At 66.8% G+C, this 16,217-nt stretch carries 15 protein-coding genes; 10 read left to right on the forward strand and 5 right to left on the reverse strand.

Features of this window, described 5'->3' with window-relative positions; genetic code table 11:
* Positions 1–21 precede the first annotated feature (21 nt).
* Genes BMY53_RS00585 through BMY53_RS00600 form a run of 4 tightly spaced genes read left to right on the forward strand, consistent with a single transcriptional unit; the run spans position 22 to position 3,293 of the window.
* A complete protein-coding gene (locus tag BMY53_RS00585; RefSeq protein ID WP_143073858.1) occupies positions 22–252 on the forward strand; it encodes a hypothetical protein in 231 nt (76 codons plus the stop codon).
* Positions 249–872 carry a cupredoxin domain-containing protein gene (locus tag BMY53_RS00590; RefSeq protein ID WP_092942433.1) on the forward strand — a complete coding sequence of 208 codons (624 nt, stop codon included), beginning with the start codon at positions 249–251 and terminating at the stop codon, positions 870–872. The genes BMY53_RS00585 and BMY53_RS00590 overlap by 4 nt, the downstream gene beginning before the upstream one ends.
* Complete coding sequence (locus BMY53_RS00595) at positions 859–2,481, forward strand: cbb3-type cytochrome c oxidase subunit I (protein ID WP_092942436.1); 1,623 nt, start codon at positions 859–861, stop codon at positions 2,479–2,481. The genes BMY53_RS00590 and BMY53_RS00595 overlap by 14 nt, the downstream gene beginning before the upstream one ends.
* Complete coding sequence (locus tag BMY53_RS00600) at positions 2,481–3,293, forward strand: c-type cytochrome (protein ID WP_092942439.1); 813 nt, start codon at positions 2,481–2,483, stop codon at positions 3,291–3,293. Before BMY53_RS00595 ends, BMY53_RS00600 begins: the two co-directional genes overlap by 1 nt.
* Before the next feature lie 24 nt (positions 3,294–3,317).
* Here the strand turns inward: BMY53_RS00600 and BMY53_RS00605 are convergent, their stop codons facing one another.
* Positions 3,318–6,458, reverse strand: a complete 3,141-nt coding sequence (locus tag BMY53_RS00605; protein ID WP_092942442.1) for a sensor histidine kinase — start codon at positions 6,456–6,458, stop codon at positions 3,318–3,320.
* 450 nt (positions 6,459–6,908) lie between these two features.
* The gene (locus BMY53_RS00610; RefSeq protein WP_092942445.1) at positions 6,909–7,211 is read right to left on the reverse strand and encodes a hypothetical protein; all 303 of its coding nucleotides are present in this window, start codon (positions 7,209–7,211) and stop codon (positions 6,909–6,911) included.
* 500 nt (positions 7,212–7,711) lie between these two features.
* Between BMY53_RS00610 and BMY53_RS00615 the strand changes: the two genes are divergently transcribed.
* Positions 7,712–8,542: a transporter gene (locus BMY53_RS00615; RefSeq protein ID WP_092942448.1), complete on the forward strand. Its 831-nt coding sequence runs from the start codon at positions 7,712–7,714 to the stop codon at positions 8,540–8,542.
* Positions 8,543–8,671: 129 nt separating this feature from the next.
* Positions 8,672–8,896: a hypothetical protein gene (locus BMY53_RS00620; protein ID WP_143073860.1), complete on the forward strand. Its 225-nt coding sequence runs from the start codon at positions 8,672–8,674 to the stop codon at positions 8,894–8,896.
* A 100-nt stretch (positions 8,897–8,996) separates the two neighbouring features.
* Here BMY53_RS00620 and BMY53_RS00625 read toward each other — a convergent pair whose 3' ends face one another.
* Both BMY53_RS00625 and BMY53_RS00630 read right to left on the reverse strand, forming a co-directional pair.
* A complete protein-coding gene (locus tag BMY53_RS00625) occupies positions 8,997–9,323 on the reverse strand; it encodes a protealysin inhibitor emfourin (protein ID WP_092942454.1) in 327 nt (108 codons plus the stop codon).
* Between the two features lie 9 nt (positions 9,324–9,332).
* On the reverse strand, positions 9,333–10,418 hold the full coding sequence (locus BMY53_RS00630; protein WP_092942457.1) for a M4 family metallopeptidase: 1,086 nt from the start codon (positions 10,416–10,418) through the stop codon (positions 9,333–9,335).
* A gap of 466 nt (positions 10,419–10,884) precedes the next feature.
* Here BMY53_RS00630 and BMY53_RS00635 point away from each other — a divergent pair, with 466 nt between their 5' ends.
* The 3 genes from BMY53_RS00635 to BMY53_RS00645 are packed head-to-tail and all read left to right on the forward strand — an operon-like array spanning position 10,885 to position 13,828.
* Positions 10,885–11,622 carry an endonuclease/exonuclease/phosphatase family protein gene (locus BMY53_RS00635; RefSeq protein ID WP_092942460.1) on the forward strand — a complete coding sequence of 246 codons (738 nt, stop codon included), beginning with the start codon at positions 10,885–10,887 and terminating at the stop codon, positions 11,620–11,622.
* Positions 11,619–12,911 carry a cardiolipin synthase ClsB gene (gene clsB, locus BMY53_RS00640; protein ID WP_092942463.1) on the forward strand — a complete coding sequence of 431 codons (1,293 nt, stop codon included), beginning with the start codon at positions 11,619–11,621 and terminating at the stop codon, positions 12,909–12,911. The genes BMY53_RS00635 and clsB overlap by 4 nt, the downstream gene beginning before the upstream one ends.
* Entirely contained in the window at positions 12,908–13,828 is a 921-nt protein-coding gene (locus BMY53_RS00645; protein WP_255369965.1) for a lysylphosphatidylglycerol synthase domain-containing protein, read from the forward strand. Before clsB ends, BMY53_RS00645 begins: the two co-directional genes overlap by 4 nt.
* Before the next feature lie 245 nt (positions 13,829–14,073).
* Here BMY53_RS00645 and BMY53_RS00650 read toward each other — a convergent pair whose 3' ends face one another.
* Entirely contained in the window at positions 14,074–14,598 is a 525-nt protein-coding gene (locus BMY53_RS00650) for a response regulator transcription factor (protein WP_218151153.1), read from the reverse strand.
* Between the two features lie 331 nt (positions 14,599–14,929).
* On the opposite strand from BMY53_RS00650, the gene BMY53_RS00655 reads away from it, so the two are divergent.
* Positions 14,930–16,210 carry a hypothetical protein gene (locus BMY53_RS00655; protein ID WP_092942472.1) on the forward strand — a complete coding sequence of 427 codons (1,281 nt, stop codon included), beginning with the start codon at positions 14,930–14,932 and terminating at the stop codon, positions 16,208–16,210.
* Positions 16,211–16,217 lie beyond the last annotated feature (7 nt).

The following is a 16,217-nucleotide window of genomic DNA, read 5'->3' on the forward strand; positions in this document are numbered from 1 at the left end:
GGAATAACGCAAGGAACCCGTATGGAGCGAGAACGCGCAAGGTCATCCGCATCGGGAACCACCCGGACGCCGGCACAGCCACTGCCACAGACCCCGGCACAGAAGGCGGACGAAGACCGCAAGGTCGATGAGATCGTCCGTGCCGGCCCGTCCGGTGCCTTTGCGGTGGCGGGCCTGGCCACCGCCATTGTCGTGGCCCTGTACCTGGGGTTCTATCTGTTGGTCTACCTGCCTCGCGGAGCCATGCAATGACGGGTACACAGTCCGCCCGCCCGGGCGGCGGGCGCCGCCCTGGGCCGGGCCACCAGCCCGGCCATCCAGCAGGCCATGAAGCTGAGCATGTGGCGGAGACCGCGGAAAGACGCTGGAGTTTCATCGTCGGCGCCATCATCGTGGTCATCATCGCCAGCATGGTGTATGCCGGCCTGCATTGGGCCGCCATGCCGCCCTCGCGCGTGGAGACGGTGGACGTCAATACGCTGCACCTCCAGGGCGAATTCGTCGAGGGCAATCTCGGCACCCAGCTCAACCCCGATGGTTCGGTGACGGTGCGCCTCATTGCCCAGCAATATTCATTCGTGCCGCAATGCCTGGTGGTGCCCGCTGAAATGCCGGTGACCTTTCGGGGCACCGCCACGGACGCCATCCACGGCTTCGTGGTGGGCAGGACCAACACCAACACCATGCTGGTCCCTGGCTTTGTGGCCACCTTCACCACCAGCTTCAAGCAGACCGGTGAACACCTCATGCCTTGCCATGAATATTGCGGCACCGGCCACGAAGCCATGTGGGCCCGTGTGCAGGTGATTCCAGCGGCCGAATTCCTGGCCAAGGCGCGTACGGGAGAAAGGCTCAGCTGTGTTGCAGGCTAAACGACTGGTACTGGCGCATTTCTGGGTGGCATTCATCGCTTTTGCCGCAGCCATCCTGCTGGGTGAATGGCAGATGTTTGTGCGCAGCCCCTTGTCGCAATGGATCAACAATCCGGAGCACTACTACCGCTCGGTCACCGCGCACGGAACCGTGATGGCCTATGTGTTGCCCACGCTGGTGGCCATGGGCTTTGGTTATGCGGTGTGCGAGCTGGCCCTGAAGCGGCCGCTCCTGGGTGTGAAGTGGGCCTGGGCGGGCTTCTGGCTGGTGATCGCCGGCACGGTGATCGCGGCCATCACCATGGCCTCGGGTGCGGCCTCGGTGCTCTACACCTTCTACCCGCCCATGCTGGCCAGCAGCTGGTACTACATCGGCGTGGTGCTGGTGGTGGTGGGCTCGTGGATCTGGGTGGCGTTGATGGCCATCAACCTGCGTGCCTGGCGCAAGGCCAACCCGGGGGCCACGGTGCCACTGGCGATGTTCGGCAATGTGGCGGGCGCCTACCTGTGGGCGTGGACCTCGCTGGGTGCAGCCATCGAGGTGCTGGTGCTCATCCTGCCGGCGTCCCTGGGCCTCACCGACACGATCAATGCCGGGCTGGCGCGGGTGTTCTTCTCCTGGACCCTGCATGCCATCGTGTATTTCTGGCTGATGCCGGCCTACATCGCCTTCTACACCATCGTGCCGCGCGCCATCGGCGGGCGGCTCTACAGCGACGCCATGGGGCGGGTGGCCTTTGTGCTGTTCCTGGTGTTCTCCATGCCCATCGGCATTCACCACCTGTTTGCCGACCCGCAGGTGGGCGCGGGCTTCAAGTTCATGCATGCCGCCATGACCGCCATGGTGTCGGTGCCCACGCTGCTGACGGTGTTCACCATCGTCGCCTCGGTGGAGATCGCGGCGCGGCTGCGCGGTGGACGCGGCGCCTTCGGCTGGGTCAAGGCCCTGCCCTGGCACAACCCGATGATGCTGGCGGTGACCTTCTCCTTCGTCATGCTGGGCTTTGGCGGCGCTGGCGGCATCATCAACATGAGCTATCAGCTCAACGAGACCATCCACAACACGCAGTGGGTCACCGGTCACTTCCACCTGATCTTCGGCGGGGCCATCGTCATCATGTACTTCATGTTGGCGTATGAACTCTGGCCCCAGCTGACGGATACGCAGCCCTTGCCACCGGCACTGATCCGCCTGCAGTTGTGGTTATGGTTCATCGGCATGCTGGTGCTGACCATGCCGTGGCATCTGGTGGGCCTGCTGGGGGCGCCTCGGCGCATGGCCTATTACGACTACACCCATCCCGCGCTGGCGCCGCAGGCGTGGACAGTGGTGGCGTCCACGTTTGGTGGGCTGCTCCTGGTCGTCTCGGCGGGCTTGCTCGTCTACATCCTGGCCAGCGCCCATCGGCGTGAAAAAACCGGGGCTGCGCCGTTCACCTTCAGCATCACGGCCCATCCGGTTGCGCGCACCCCGGTGGCCCTCAATACCTTCGGGCTGTGGGTGGCCATGATGATCGGGCTGACGCTGGTCAACTACGGCTTCCCCATCGTCCAGCTGGCGCGGCTGGAGCACGCGTATGTGCCGGTTATTCCTATCGGGAGCCGCTGATGGACGCACGCTTGTTCTCGTGGTCCAACCGCTGGTTCCGGCGCAGCGTAGGCGGGCTGGTGGCCTTCACCGTGGCGGCAGCGCTGATCGGTTTCATCGCCCTGCCATCGGTTCAGGCGGACTATTCGGTGGGCGGGCTTTGGCAAGCGATCTGCCGGGCGGCGGGGGTGCCGAACTCGTGGGCCACGCCTGGCGGCGGCGACGTGCCACCCCGCCCCCTGGCGACCAAAGTGGTGCTGGACCGGGGCATGACCCGGGTGGAGCAGGCCGCGTCGGTGGGCCGAGGGGCCACGCTGGCGCTGAACTGCACCATGTGCCATGGCGCGCAAGGGGCGAGTGTGTCCAATTCGCCCAACCTCGCGGGCCAATATCCCGAAGTCGTGATCAAGCAGCTGCATGACTACCGGGAGGGCGGGCGCATCAATGCCGTGATGCAATCGCTGGCGCGCGGCCTGTCTGACCAGGACATCCGTGACCTGGCGGCCTACTACGCCTCACTGCCCAAGGCGCGCACGTCCCCGACCACCTATGACGAAACCCTGCCGGCGCTGGTGCGTGTGGGGGATCCGATCCGCAACATCGCGCCCTGCATCTCCTGCCACGGCGGCGTGGACCAGAAGCTTGGAACCCCCTGGATCGAAGGCATGCCCAAGGCTTATCTGGTGTTGCAGCTGGATTTGTTCCGCAGCGGCCAACGGGCCAATGACGCCCACGGCCAGATGCGAAACATGGCGCGGGCCATGACGGCCGCCGAGGTACAGGAAGTGGCCGAGTTCTATGCCCGCAAGGTCTCCGCCGAGGGTGGGCACTGAGTCAGGGATGCGTGCAATGTCGGGTCAAGACGGATAGGCCAGCGACGCCTTCAGAAATACCGCCACTTCCGTGCCGGAATCTCCGCGCCGCCAGTCGATGTCCGCCCCCAACAGGGCGGCGGATTCGCGCAATCGACTGATGCCCGACGCATCGGCTGCGACCTCGCCGAAATCCCGAACCCGCACCCACAGCCCGGCCTTGTCATACGAGATGAACAGCTTCACCCGCAGTGGGCCTGGCCGTTGCGGTGCCAGTTGCAGGACCTGACGCAGCGCCTCCACGGCGATGTTGCGCATCTCCGCCGCCACACCGGGCCGCAGTTCCCGAGCCGGGGCACTCTCGTCCACGTCCACAAGGCCGGCATCCACATCACCGCGCGCCTCCAGCGCCTGCAGGATGGCGGCTCCCAACAGCAGCCCGCCATCCAGCCCACGCAACGCGTTCAGGTGGTCGCGCGTGTCCTGCACGATACGTTCCACATCCAGCAGCGCCTGCTCCAGGCGCGTTCGCACCGGGTCCCCCAGCGGCAGCCGCCGAATGCCGGCGCTGACCTTGAGCCCCACCCCCAGCGTGCCCTGCAACAGGTTGTCGTGCAGGACCTTGGCCATGCGCTCCCGCTCGCCCAGCTGGATGTTCAACCGCGCGCTCAGCCGGCGCTGGGCCCGGCCCACTTCCAGCCGCAGGCGGTGGCGATAGAGCAGCGCCAGCAGCACGCCGGCGAGCAGCCCCACCAGCACCCGGAACCACCAGGTCTGGTACCAGCGCCGTGGCACCTCGATGACGACCAGCGTCTGGGTCTTCACCTCATCCCAGCCCTGGCGCAGGCCGGCCGCCTGCAGCAGCAGTTCATAACGGCCGGGCTGCAGGCCGCTGTAGGCCACCTGGCGGGAATTGCCGATATCGCGCCAGGTGGCATCACGCCCGGTCAGCAAGGCCCGAAAGCGCAGTGAATCCGCACGGGCCAGCTCCGGGGCGGAAAACTCCACCTTCACCAGGGCGCCGGACGTCACCAGCGCACGGCCGTCGCGTTGATGGCGCGGGCCAGTCTCGTCCATCAGCTCCACCACGCTGGGCAGCATGGCGGGCCTCATACGCGCCAGCTCGGCGGGATCCACCCAGAAGAGGTTGTAGCCCCGGCTGATCCAGAGGTGGCCCTGCCCGTCCATGGCCAGCGACGGAAACTGGCGGAAGGGGTTGAGCGTGCCGCTGATGCCATCAAAGCTGCCAAAGCGCAGCGGATGGAGCGGACTGTCCGGGGCTTGCCGCAGGCGTTCGATCTCCGCATGCGGCACCAGCACCAGGCCCTTCACCTCGTTGAGCCACAAGTCGCCGTTGGGGGCCTCCGCCACACCGGTCACCATGCCCAGCTGAAAGTCACCCGTGGTGCGTAGCCGGTGCATGGCGCCTTCGCGCCACAAGGACACCCCGCCATCGCCGGCGATCCAGAGATGTGGGCCGCGCTCATGGATCGCCAAGATGCGTCCGCGCGGCAGGTCGGCCGGGGGCAACACCCGGACGCCCTCGCTGGTGATCACGGCCACACCCTGCTCGGCGAAACCCACGGCAATACCGGTCCTGGTGGGGGTCATGACCAGGGCATTGCCTTGCAGCCCCGGGTCGGTGGAACGCGTCCAGCCATTCGGACCTTGCCGCCACACGCCCTGGCCGCCGATCGACATCCACATCGATCCATCCGGCAGGTCCGCCAGCGCCTGCACGTGGCGGCGCTGCGCCTCGGGCGGCAGGCTGACGGCGCGCAAGGCTGAGCCGGGTGAGTGCGAGCTGCCTGGTGTCAACGCGGCCTGGTGCCACGCAGCACCAAATCCGCCTAGCCACAGTTCACCTTGCCGATCCACCAGCAAGCTCGCGCCCAGGTTGGCCATGTCTGCGGCCGACAGCGGCATGGCGGCCGTGCCACCGTCGGTGGTCCAGCGCGTCACCGGTGCGCCGGTGCGCGTGGCCCAAACGCCGCCGGCCGCAGCGGGCACCAGCGCGCCGCCGCCGCCGACACCGTAGGGTGCGGCCCGGTGTGCCGTCGGCAGGGCAAATCGGATCAGCCCGCTGGTACTCCCCACCCAGATCTGGCCCAGCCGGTCTTCCAGCACCGAGAACGGCACCGCGTCGCCCAGGGCGCGGCCGATGGGAAAGTCCTCCATCGATAGTCGCTGGCCTGAGGCCGCGGACCCCAGTGCAGGAACGTGGAAGACCGTGCCATTCAGGCTCAGACCCCAGAGGCCGCCACGGCGGTCGACAAGGGTGTCGCCATTGATGGGGCTGTCCAGCCGCCACTGGGCACGGGTACCGTCGGGCCGGCGCAGCGCCAGCCGCTGGGCATCCTGCAGCAACCACCAGGCGCCGGACGCATCCTGCGCCAGCGTCTCCCCAGCACCGATACCGGGAATGGCCTCGGCTCGGCCGTCTGGCTGGCGCAAGCGCCACCACTGCCGGTCGCGACGGCCCTGCACCAGCAAGGCGCCATGGCGGTCCAGTTCCAGCCGGGCCACGGAGGCGGGCAGGCCCTGCGCGTGCGCGACGAGATGCCATCGGGTCTGATCCACTTGCGGGTCGAAACGGTAGAGCCCCTGCATGGAGGCGGCCCAGATCGATCCGGCGAAAAAGCGCAGCTTCACCACCCGAATGTCCGGCAACCCTGCCGTGCCACCGAAATGGGTGACGGACCGGGCGCCAGGCCGGTAAAGCGCCACGCCACCCCCCCGGAAGGCCACCCACACATCCATGTCGGGCGTGACCAGAACACTGGAGAGGTTCTGGGGCGCGGTGTCGCCGTCGGGGTAGAGGTTGATGCGCTCGAAGCGATTGCCGTCAAAGCGGATCAAGCCGTCCGCCGAGGCCATCCACAGCGCACCGCCCGGCCCCTGGACCATGTCGACGATCTCGGCCGGCGCGCCCGCCTTGGTGCTCCAGAACGTCTGGACAAAATCCTGGCGGCGCTCCTCGCCCGCATGGGCACCCGCCGTGGCCGTGGCCGTGGCCGTGGCCGAGGCCGAGGCCGTGGCCGACGCTGGGGTCGAGGCCGACGCCGTCACCAGGGCCATGATGGCCAGGCCACTCAGGAGGCTTTGATGCCAGGCAACCCGTGAGCTGCTGCAGTGCATCACCCAGCGGGCCAAGCCGTCCATGAGCCAGTACAGGATGGCTTGCATGGCATGGTCATCGGAAAAAGATCGGGCGGTAAGTCCGGCAGGAGCCATCGTGGAGGTGTCGTTGTCGGCCGCCCCGTCAAGGGGGTTGTTCTGGTGGTCGCTGAGGACCTCTGCGTCACTGCCGCGAGCCGAGCTGCCCTTGATTCGGGATGGGGCGAAGGCACAAACCGCAGCCAAAGCGGGCGCTATGGCGAGGATTTGCAACGCCGCGGACCGCCCGAAGCGGGGTCACCTCGGGCGCGAGGAGTGATGCAGAGGTTTCTCAAGGACGCTTGTCAGGCCTTTGTAGCAGCCCGTCCGACGCGGCGAATCCTCCATCTGGGGAAGGCTCCAGCTTGGCCAGACCCGCGCCCAAAAAGAAAAACGCCCGAACCGTGAGGTCGGGCGTTGGTGGATAGGCGGATAAAACGGTTCTTGGCGGTCCCAGCCCCGCCGTGGGCCTGCGCCGGCTCACAGGGCGGCCACCTGGATGTTTTCGGCAATGGTGGTGGTGCGGTGGCCGGTGATCACCACGGTGGGCAGGGTCTGCACTTCTTGCTGGGTGGCTTGCTGGGCCACTTGTTGATCCACTTCCTGCGGTGCGCGCTTGCCGGTGATGTAGACCGTGTCCAGCGTGATGACGGACGCGGCGCGTTCACGCTTGACTTCGGCGTGGACGACACCGGCGGCGAGGGCGACCGTGGCGATGAAACCGAAAGCGAAGGCCTTGAAGCTGGTGCTGTTGGAGATGGAGGCGATGGTGGTGGTGTTCATGGTGATTTCTCCTGAAGGGCTGTTGAAGCGTTGATCGGTGTGTCGATGGAATGCAGTGTCTGCATCCGCGCCGCGCGCCGCCACGGCCTCGCGACCAAAGCGCGCCGGAACGGCGCCAGCTGCATCCCAGGACGACAAGCGGTAGAGCGCAGTGGCGGTGGGGCAGCGCAACTGGTTGGAGGATCGGCGTGACGGGCAGGGTCAGGCGCGGATGGGTGGCGGATGGGGGGCGGATAGATGGCGGATGGTGGCGAACAGGCGGGGGTAGCGGATCGGGGCCAGGGGCAGGAGCGGAGGCCGAGCGGGAATCCGGGGCGGCAGTTTGTCGGCCTGGGCGCAACAGGTGACTGGCGAGGCCAGTGATGCCCCACTACAGTGCCTGACATCCGCAGCGCCTCGCCAGCGCTGCGCCTGCATGGCGCTCGCAAGACGCCGCCATAACCCGCGCCAACCGCGCCAACCCGCGCCAATCCGCCCCAATCCGCAAGAGGGAGCACTCCATGCCCGCAACTTCCCCCCTCCCCGCCCGCTGGGCGGCCTGCCGCGTTCCCCTGTGCGCCGTGACACTGCTGACAGCCGGGCTGCTCCCCGTTGCCGCGCGGGCAGACGATGGCATTGCCACCGACCGGCCGGATTTCGTGGAATCCAGCGACACGGTGGGCAAGGGGCGTTTCCAGATCGAGACCAGCGTCGCCTTTGACAAGGACAAGACGGCCGGCGTCCGCAACCGTACATGGTCCACCCCGACGCTGCTGCGCTGGGGCGCCTGGGACGATGTGGAACTGAGGCTGGAAACGGATGGCGCCGTGCGCAGCCGGGTCACCGCCGGTGGGGAGACGGCGCGGGCCAGCGGCTTCGCCGACAGTTCGCTGGGCATCAAATGGCATGTGGCCGACGGTGCTGAAGACGGCAGCCGGCCCGGCATGGCCTGGCTCTTCCATGTGGACGCTCCATCGGGATCGTCCGAGTTCAAGGGAGAAGGCTGGCGCCCCTCGGCCCGGCTCACGGCCGAGTGGGATCTGCCGCACGACTTCTCGGCCGGCGTGATGACGGGGCTCTATCAGGACCGAAACAGCGACAACCGCCGTTATTTAGGCGGCATCCTGGCAGCGACCTTGGGCATCCCCCTGCGGGAAGGCTGGCGCGGATTTGTCGAGGTCGCCGGCCAGTCCCTGGCCTCCAACCGCAATGGCGGCAAGGTGGTCACCTTCGACGCTGGCACCAGTTGGCAGTTGAGCCCGGATCTCCAACTCGATGCTGCCGTCTTCCGCGGCATCAGCAAGGCTGCGCCCGATTGGTCCTGGACGGTGGGGGTATCGGTGCGGTTCTGAACCATCGATTGCCGGTTGGGCGGTTGGCAGGGACAAGACGGTTCATTGACCAGGGTCAATTCACAAGGGGTTGAACTTGCTGCGTCGCAGCATAAAGTGGGGTTGTGTCATCCTAAAAACGAGGTCCACATGAGTTCCATCGCCATGTCCGTCTTTCTCGATTCGGAGCCCGGGGAACTGGTTGAGCTCCCTCACGCGGGCACCGGTCTGGAACATCCGCTGGTGTTTGACAGCGCCGCCAGGGAAATCCAGCATCTGGCCGCCGAAGGCCGCGCAGAAGTGGTGCAGCAGACCGTCCGGCAGATGGGCGAGGACACGCTGATCGAAGAGATCACCTTCAAGCGCATCGTCTGAACGTTGCTGCGGCGGCAGCGCTCGGACGGAGCTGCGACGGCAGCGCTCTGCCGCCGCGCTCCTGCGATTGCCCAGCATTCAGCCTCCAGGCCTGAGCAGTTCAGCCACCGCGCTTGCGGATCACGGCAGCCGCCGCGCGCACCACCTGCAGCAGCGCCACCAGCGCTTCGTCCTGCGGCGTGCCCACGATGCGGACCTGATGCGCAACACCGGACATTTCGATGGTGAGGGTCTCGGTGGTATGGTCGGCCGCGCCCTTGGCCACGGCCCCCACCTGCGCGGGCTGCTCAAAGAAGCAGGACTGCGTCACCAGTCGCGAGAGCTCTTCACGCCGCGGGTCATCGAGCGCTTGCGCATCGAATTCCAGCGGGCGCTGCAAGCCCGGCAGATAAGCCAAACCGCCGTCGCGTTGGTAACGGATCTTCATGGCGACATGTTAGAGCGCGATCCCCACCGCTGCCCAGCCGTCCTTCACCGCCTGACGCTGCGTGCTGGTCACACCGTACAGCGTGCCCGCCACCTCCAGCGTCACCCTGGCAAAGGCCAGGAAATTGGCGTTGGGCTTCACCCGCGCATCACGCAAGGCGTCATACCAGATCCGCCCCGCCTGCTCCCAGGCAAAGCCGCCAATGCGGGTGGCCACCTGGTAGAACGCGTGATTGGGAATACCGGAGTTGATGTGCACGCCGCCGTTGTCATCGAAGGTGTCCACCAGCTGGTCCATGTGTTTGGGCTGCGGGTCCTTGCCCAGCACCGGGTCGTCATAGGCGGAGCCGGGGTCTTTCATCGACCGAAGCGCCACGCCCTTCACCCGCGCGGTGAACAGGCCCGCACCAATCAGCCAGTCCGCCTGGTCCGCCGTCTGCTGAAGGTGATATTGCTTGATGAGCGAGCCGAACACATCCGACATCGACTCGTTGAGCGCGCCTGACTGATTGAAGTATTGCAGTTGCGCCTCGTCTTCGGTGACGCCGTGGGACAGCTCATGCCCGATCACGTCCAGCGCAATCGTGAACCGGTTGAACAGCTCGCCGTCGCCGTCGCCGAACACCATCTGCACGGAATTCCAGAACGCGTTGTTGTAGTCCTGCCCGAAGTGCACCGTGGCTTCCAGTGGCATGCCGCCATCGTCAATGGAGTTGCGCTGGTAGACCTCGGCAAAGAAGTCGAAGGTGGCGCCCAGGCCGTCATAGGCTTCATCTACGGTGACATCCCCGGAGGCTGGTTGCCCTTCCCCGCGCACCAGCGTGCCAGGCAGCGTCTCGGTGTGGTTGGCATTGAAGATCGTCCGTCGCTTGACGGGCACGGCCGGCGAGGCCACCGCCGCGGCGGATGGGGTCATGCGCCGGGCCGCCTTCGCGCCCAGGCCCGACAGCCGCAAGGAGCGAAAGGTGTGGTCCACCGACTTGGTCCTGACCGCAGCGTCTCGCTGTTGCTGCGTGCCATGCCGCAGGATGGCGTCCAGCAGATAAGGGGGCAACACGCAAAAAATGGAATGACGGTGTCCGTGTGTGCAAGGCATGCAGCAGTTCCTCGATGGTCTGTGGTGTCAGGTCTTGAGGGAGGGTGAAAGTGCATCTTCTCCACAACCGTCTGCGCTGGCTAGCTCCCGTCTGTAAAGAAGCGCCACACGCGTCGCGCCATGCGAAATATCAATGCAGCAGTACCACTGCCGTACAACGTCGATAAATGCACCGGTTCGGTGCTCCAACACGTCATGTTTTCCGACTTTTTTTCGGGACACGGAATCCCCCAATCGCGCGGTGGGACAAAGGCAGGGGGCGATTGATGGGAACAGCCCCGCAGGACTAGTATTGATTGCCCATCCCGAAAGTCAGGAGGACCTCATGCTTGAAGTGATTGGTGCGATTCTCGTGGGGGTGTTCGCCCTCACGTTCGGGGTCATGTGCGTCGGCCCCATGATGCTGAAGCCTGAAGACAGGTAGGGAGTCGATCGTCGGGCACAAGGCTTGCCGCTACGGCAGGCCATGAAATTCACCGTCCTGACCGTCAATCTTCACAAGGGCTTCGGCTTCTTCAATCGGCGCTTCATCCTGCACGAGTTGCGGGAGGCGGTGCGGGCGGTGTCGGCCGACGTGGTGTTCCTGCAGGAAGTACTCGGTGAACACGAGTTGCATGCCGCGCGGGTTCCCACCTGGCCCCAGACCCCCCACTACGAATTCCTGGCGGACAGTCTCTGGAGTGACTTCGCCTACGGCCGCAATGCGGTCTATCCGCAGGGCCACCATGGCAACGCCCTGCTCTCCAAGTTCGCCATCGCTCACCACATCAACCACGACATCTCGGTGGCCGGCCCCGAGCGACGGGGCCTGCTGCACAGCGTGCTGAAGCTGCAGGACGGCCGCCAGCTGCATGCCATCTGTGTCCACCTGGGACTGCGTGAGGCTCACCGCCAACGGCAGGTGGAGCGGCTGTGCCAGCTCATCAACAGCCTCCCGCTGGACGAACCGGTGATCGTCGCCGGGGACTTCAACGACTGGCGCCAGCGTGCCCACAAAAGCTTGAGCCGCTGCGCCGGGCTGGGTGAGGTGTTTGTGAAGGCCTATGGCGCGGCGGCACGCACCTTTCCCTCGCGGTGGCCGTTGTTGCCGCTGGATCGCATCTATGTGCGCGGCGCCGCCGTGCAGCATCCCATCGTGCTGCCACGCAAGCCTTGGTCGCACTTGTCGGACCATGCCCCCCTGGCTGCGGAGATCAGCTTATGAGATTCAGACGGCCCGAGTGGACCCAGGGCAACCGCCTCGATCTGCTGGAAAACGGTGAGCAGTACTTCCCCGCCGTGTTCTCCGCCATCGAGGGCGCCCAACGCGAGATCCTCATCGAGACCTTCATCCTTTTTGAGGACAAGGTGGGGCTGGCCTTGCGCGACGTGCTGGCCGCCGCCGCCCGACGAGGGGTGGAGGTGCACATGACGGTGGATGGCTTCGGCTCGCCCACCCTGTCGGAAGCCTACGTGCACAGCCTCACCGACGCGGGTGTACATCTGCATGTCTTCGATCCGCCGCCCAAGCTGTCCCGCCGTCTCAAGCCCTTCCGCCGCCTGCATCGCAAGATCGTCGTGATCGACGGCGAGGTGGGGTTCATCGGAGGCATCAACTTCTCTGCCGACCACCTGCTCGACTTTGGCCCCGAGGCCAAGCAGGACTACGCCGTGCGCATCCACGGGCCAATCGTGGCTCAGTTGCGCCGGACCTCACGCAAGATCATTGCGCCCGCGCTGCAGAAGCGCCGCTGGTGGCCCCTCCGCGACCACGCGGATGCCGGCTTTGCGGTGCCCAACGAGGCGGGCACGGCCCGGACCATGGTGGTCACAAGAGACAACCACCGACATCGCGATGACATCGAACGCATGTACCGGCTGGCGCTGCACGCGGCGCAGCACGAAGTGATCATTGCCAATGCCTATTTCTTTCCGGGCTACCGGTTGCTCAAGAGCATGCAGCGTGCGGCGCAGCGCGGCGTGTCGGTCCACCTGATCCTGCAAGGGCAGCCTGACATCCCCTGGGCCCGCTGGGCCGCCCATATGGTCTACGACCTGCTGATGAGGTCGGGCGTTCACATCCATGAATATTGCGAACGCCCGATGCACGGCAAGGTGGCGCTGGTGGACGATGTCTGGGCCACAGTGGGCAGCAGCAACCTGGATCCGCTGAGCCTCTCCCTCAACCTGGAGGCCAACCTCATCATCCAGGACCGCGCCTTCAACGAAGCCTTGCGCGCCAAGCTCACCCCGCTGATGCAGGACTGCTGCGTCAAGTTGGAACTCTCACAGACGGCTGCCAACCGCTGGTGGTGGCGCCTGGGCGTGGGCGCGCTGGTGTTCCATGTGATGCGCCACTTTCCGCGCTGGCTGGCTCGCCTGCCGGTGCGGCAGCAACCGATCCTGCCAGCGGCGGACACGCCGGTGGTGGTCAGCGCCGCCAAGCCTGTGGCGGCCGAGGCCTGGCAATGGCAAACAGCTCTTCAACGCCTGCGCCAGGAACCGGTGGATTGACGGCACAGCGCCGGCACCCCTGGGGCCGTTGGCTGAGCCTGGCCTTTGGTCTGGCGGTCCTGGCGCTGCTCACCTGGGCCGCCGGCAAGGTGGACTGGCAGGCGGTACTGCATTCGCTGCGCCAGGTACCGCTGGCCACACTGCTCCTGGCAGCGCTGCTGTGTGTGGCCAGCCACCTGATCTACAGCTGCTACGACCTGCTGGGAAAACGCTGGACCGGCCACGCCGTGCCTACGCGGCGCGTGATGCTGATCACCTTCATCAGCTATGCGTTTAATCTCAACCTGGGCTCTCTGGTGGGCGCCTTTGCCATACGTCTTCGCCTGTATGCCCACGAAGGGCTGCGGCAGCCGGTCCCGGCGCAGGTGCTGGCGCTCAGCCTGGGGACCAACTGGCTGGGCTACGGCCTGCTGGCCGGTGGCGTGTTCCTCATGGGCTGGTTGGCCCCGCCGCCGCAATGGCCGCTGGGCGCTGCCGCGCTGAAGGGGCTTGGCGGTCTGATGTGGGGCTTGGTGGCCGGGTATCTCGCCTTGTGTTCCTTCGCCCGGCGCCGTACCTACACGCTGCGAGGCCACCTCTTCGTGCTGCCCACCATTCGCATTGCCGGGCTTCAGCTGCTGGTCTCCTCGGCCAACTGGCTCACCATCGGCCTTATCGTGCATGTGTTGCTGCAGCAGGCGGTGCCTTTCGGCACCACGCTCGCCGTGCTGCTGGTGGCCGCGGTGGCCGGCGTGGTGGCTCATGTCCCTGCGGGCCTGGGCGTGCTGGAGGGCGTGTTTGTGGCGCTGCTGGGTAGCACGCTGGGTGACGCCACCGTGCTGGCCGCGCTGATCGCTTATCGCGCCCTGTATTACCTGGCGCCCCTGCTCATGGCGGCCACGGCGTACTTCGTGCTGGAAGCCCGTAGCCGGCGCTGACATGGCTCACCGATCACCGATCACTGATCACTGATCACTGATCACTGACCTCGGCTCGCGGCTCGCGGCACACGGCATATGGCACACCGCACACCGCACACGGCATATGGCACACGGCATATGGCACACGGCTCATGGCTCATGGCTCATGGCTCATGGCTCATGGCGCCATGGCTCACGCTTACGGCTTACGGCTTACGGCTTACGGCTTACGGCTTACGGAACATTGCATGTTGCATGTCCGCTCACTGCTCCTCCACCAGCCCGGCGGGCGGCGCCACCCCAAACGCACTGGCATATGCAAACACCATGGCGCCGCGTGAGCGCACCCCCAGTTTGCAGTAGATGGTCTTGAGGTAGGAGCGCACCGTGAATTCGCTCAGATGCAGGCGGCCTGCCACCTGTTTGGTGAGTAGACCCAGGCAGATGAGCTGAACGATCTGCAGCTCTCGCTGGGTCAGCAGCCTGCGGAGTTCACCGGTGCCCTCCCCGGCCGTCGCCACCGACCGAGACGCCGCGGCCGGCGCGGCCGATGCCCCTGGTTCGCCCAGCGCAGCGTCCTCTGGAACCAGGACATACCGATGCTCACCCAGCTGGAAGTGCACCAGCTCCGCGCCGTGATACATGTGGCGCTGACGGGCCAGGCCCGGGCGGCTTTGCTGACGGGGCGTGAGGCCATCCACGCAGAGCACGGCGTAGCGCCGCCCGTGCAGTTCCAGGGTGCTGCAGCGGTCGCCGTTGGCCGCTGGCGGGAAGTCGATATCAATCATGGGCGAACGCTCCATGCCTGGTGGATCAGGGGCGCCGATTGTTGTCCCGCGGGTCGTTACCGTACAGCTTCAGATTGGGGGGACGATTTCTGGGAGCCCCCCGCGAACGAGTACCCGCATCGGCGGCCCCCCCGACGGAGGCGCGCCTTGCAGCACCTGCGCCTGGCTGACCGCTGACGCCCCCACCTGCAAGCGCCAGCGCGGCCGCCTCGCCGCGTGCGCGCGCCCCTGCTCAAGCCCCCGCCAAGTCGCGGATTGAGGGCTCGGCATCTGCTGCCTAGAGTGCCTTCCATGCGGTACCCGCCGCGACGTGATGCGCAGGAGGCTCAAGATGCTCAATCCCTTCGACAGTGCCGAGGACCTGGCGCTCGATGGCGACCTGGCCACCGACAGTGGTGATGCCATGTCGCACGGCGACGGTTTCGACAGCGAGAGCGGCGATGGATTCGAGGCCTCCGACGGTTTCGAGGACGACGACATGGATGCCATGGGTGGCTCCCCGCAGAGTGGCGTCAATGCCTTCACCGATGGCGAGGGTTACGACGGTTATGAGGCGGACGCCTTCGCCGATGGTGATGCAGCCGACGACGGCGGCAGCTACGGTGACGGGGACGGAGGCGACATGGACCTCTGGAATGCCTTCGAGGAAGAAGTCGCCGACGGCCTGGACGCCGCCGATGAGGACGAGTTCCTCGGCCGCCTCATCGGCGGCCTGGGCCGCGCGGGCGGCATGCTGCTGCGGCGCGCCGGGGGGGTGCAGGGCATTGCCCGCAGCGCCGGCAACGTGGCGCGCGGCGCCCGTCGCGTCGGGCAGATCGCGGGCCAGGCCGGCCGTCTGGCCGGGCGCATCTCGCCGGCCGCCGGTGCGGCGGCACGCCTGGCCCGCATGCTTGGTGCACCGGGCCTGGCCTCCGGGCTGGACACTGTCAGCCGTGGTGCCCGTACGGCTGCGCAGATGGGGCGCCGTGCCAGTGGCATGGCCCAGGGCGTGGGCCGCGCTGCGGGTGGTTTCGGCCAGACCGTTCAAGGCCTGGGCCAGGCGGCGCAAGGCGGGCAGGCACTGCTGGCGCAACTCAGCCAGCTCATCGGCGGTGGCGGTGACGAGTTCGACGACTTCGACGCCATGGCGGACCTCTACGAAGACGGGGTCGACGAAGCCCTGCCTGGCATGGTCGCCATGGCGGCGCGGGCGGCTGCACGTGGCCTGGGTTTTCGCAACCTCTCCCACCTGGGCCAGGCCGGCCGGCAGGCGTTGGTACGCGGCGTTGGGGCCGCGGCCCGCGAGCTGATGAGAAGCCGCGATCCGCAGGCCATCCGCCAGTTGCCACGCCTGACCCATGCGGCAGGCCGGACAGCGGCGCGCACCTCCCCCACACCGCAGCAGGCGACCCAGCGCGTGCGCCGTGCACTTCCGCGCACCGCGCGGCGGGTGGCGGCACAGCCCCGTTCCCTGCCGCGGACCCAGCGCAGCCGCCCGGCCAGTGTGCCGCCCCCATCACCACCGACGGCCCGGCCCCGCAACCTGGGGCGCGGCCGCCGCAGCCAGGCCCTGCTGGGCCGGCGCAGTTTCAACATCGATGGACCGGTCACCGTGACCATTTCGCCCCGGTGAGGCGCCG

The organism is Roseateles sp. YR242 (genome assembly GCF_900109745.1).
Taxonomy (GTDB): domain Bacteria; phylum Pseudomonadota; class Gammaproteobacteria; order Burkholderiales; family Burkholderiaceae_C; genus Roseateles.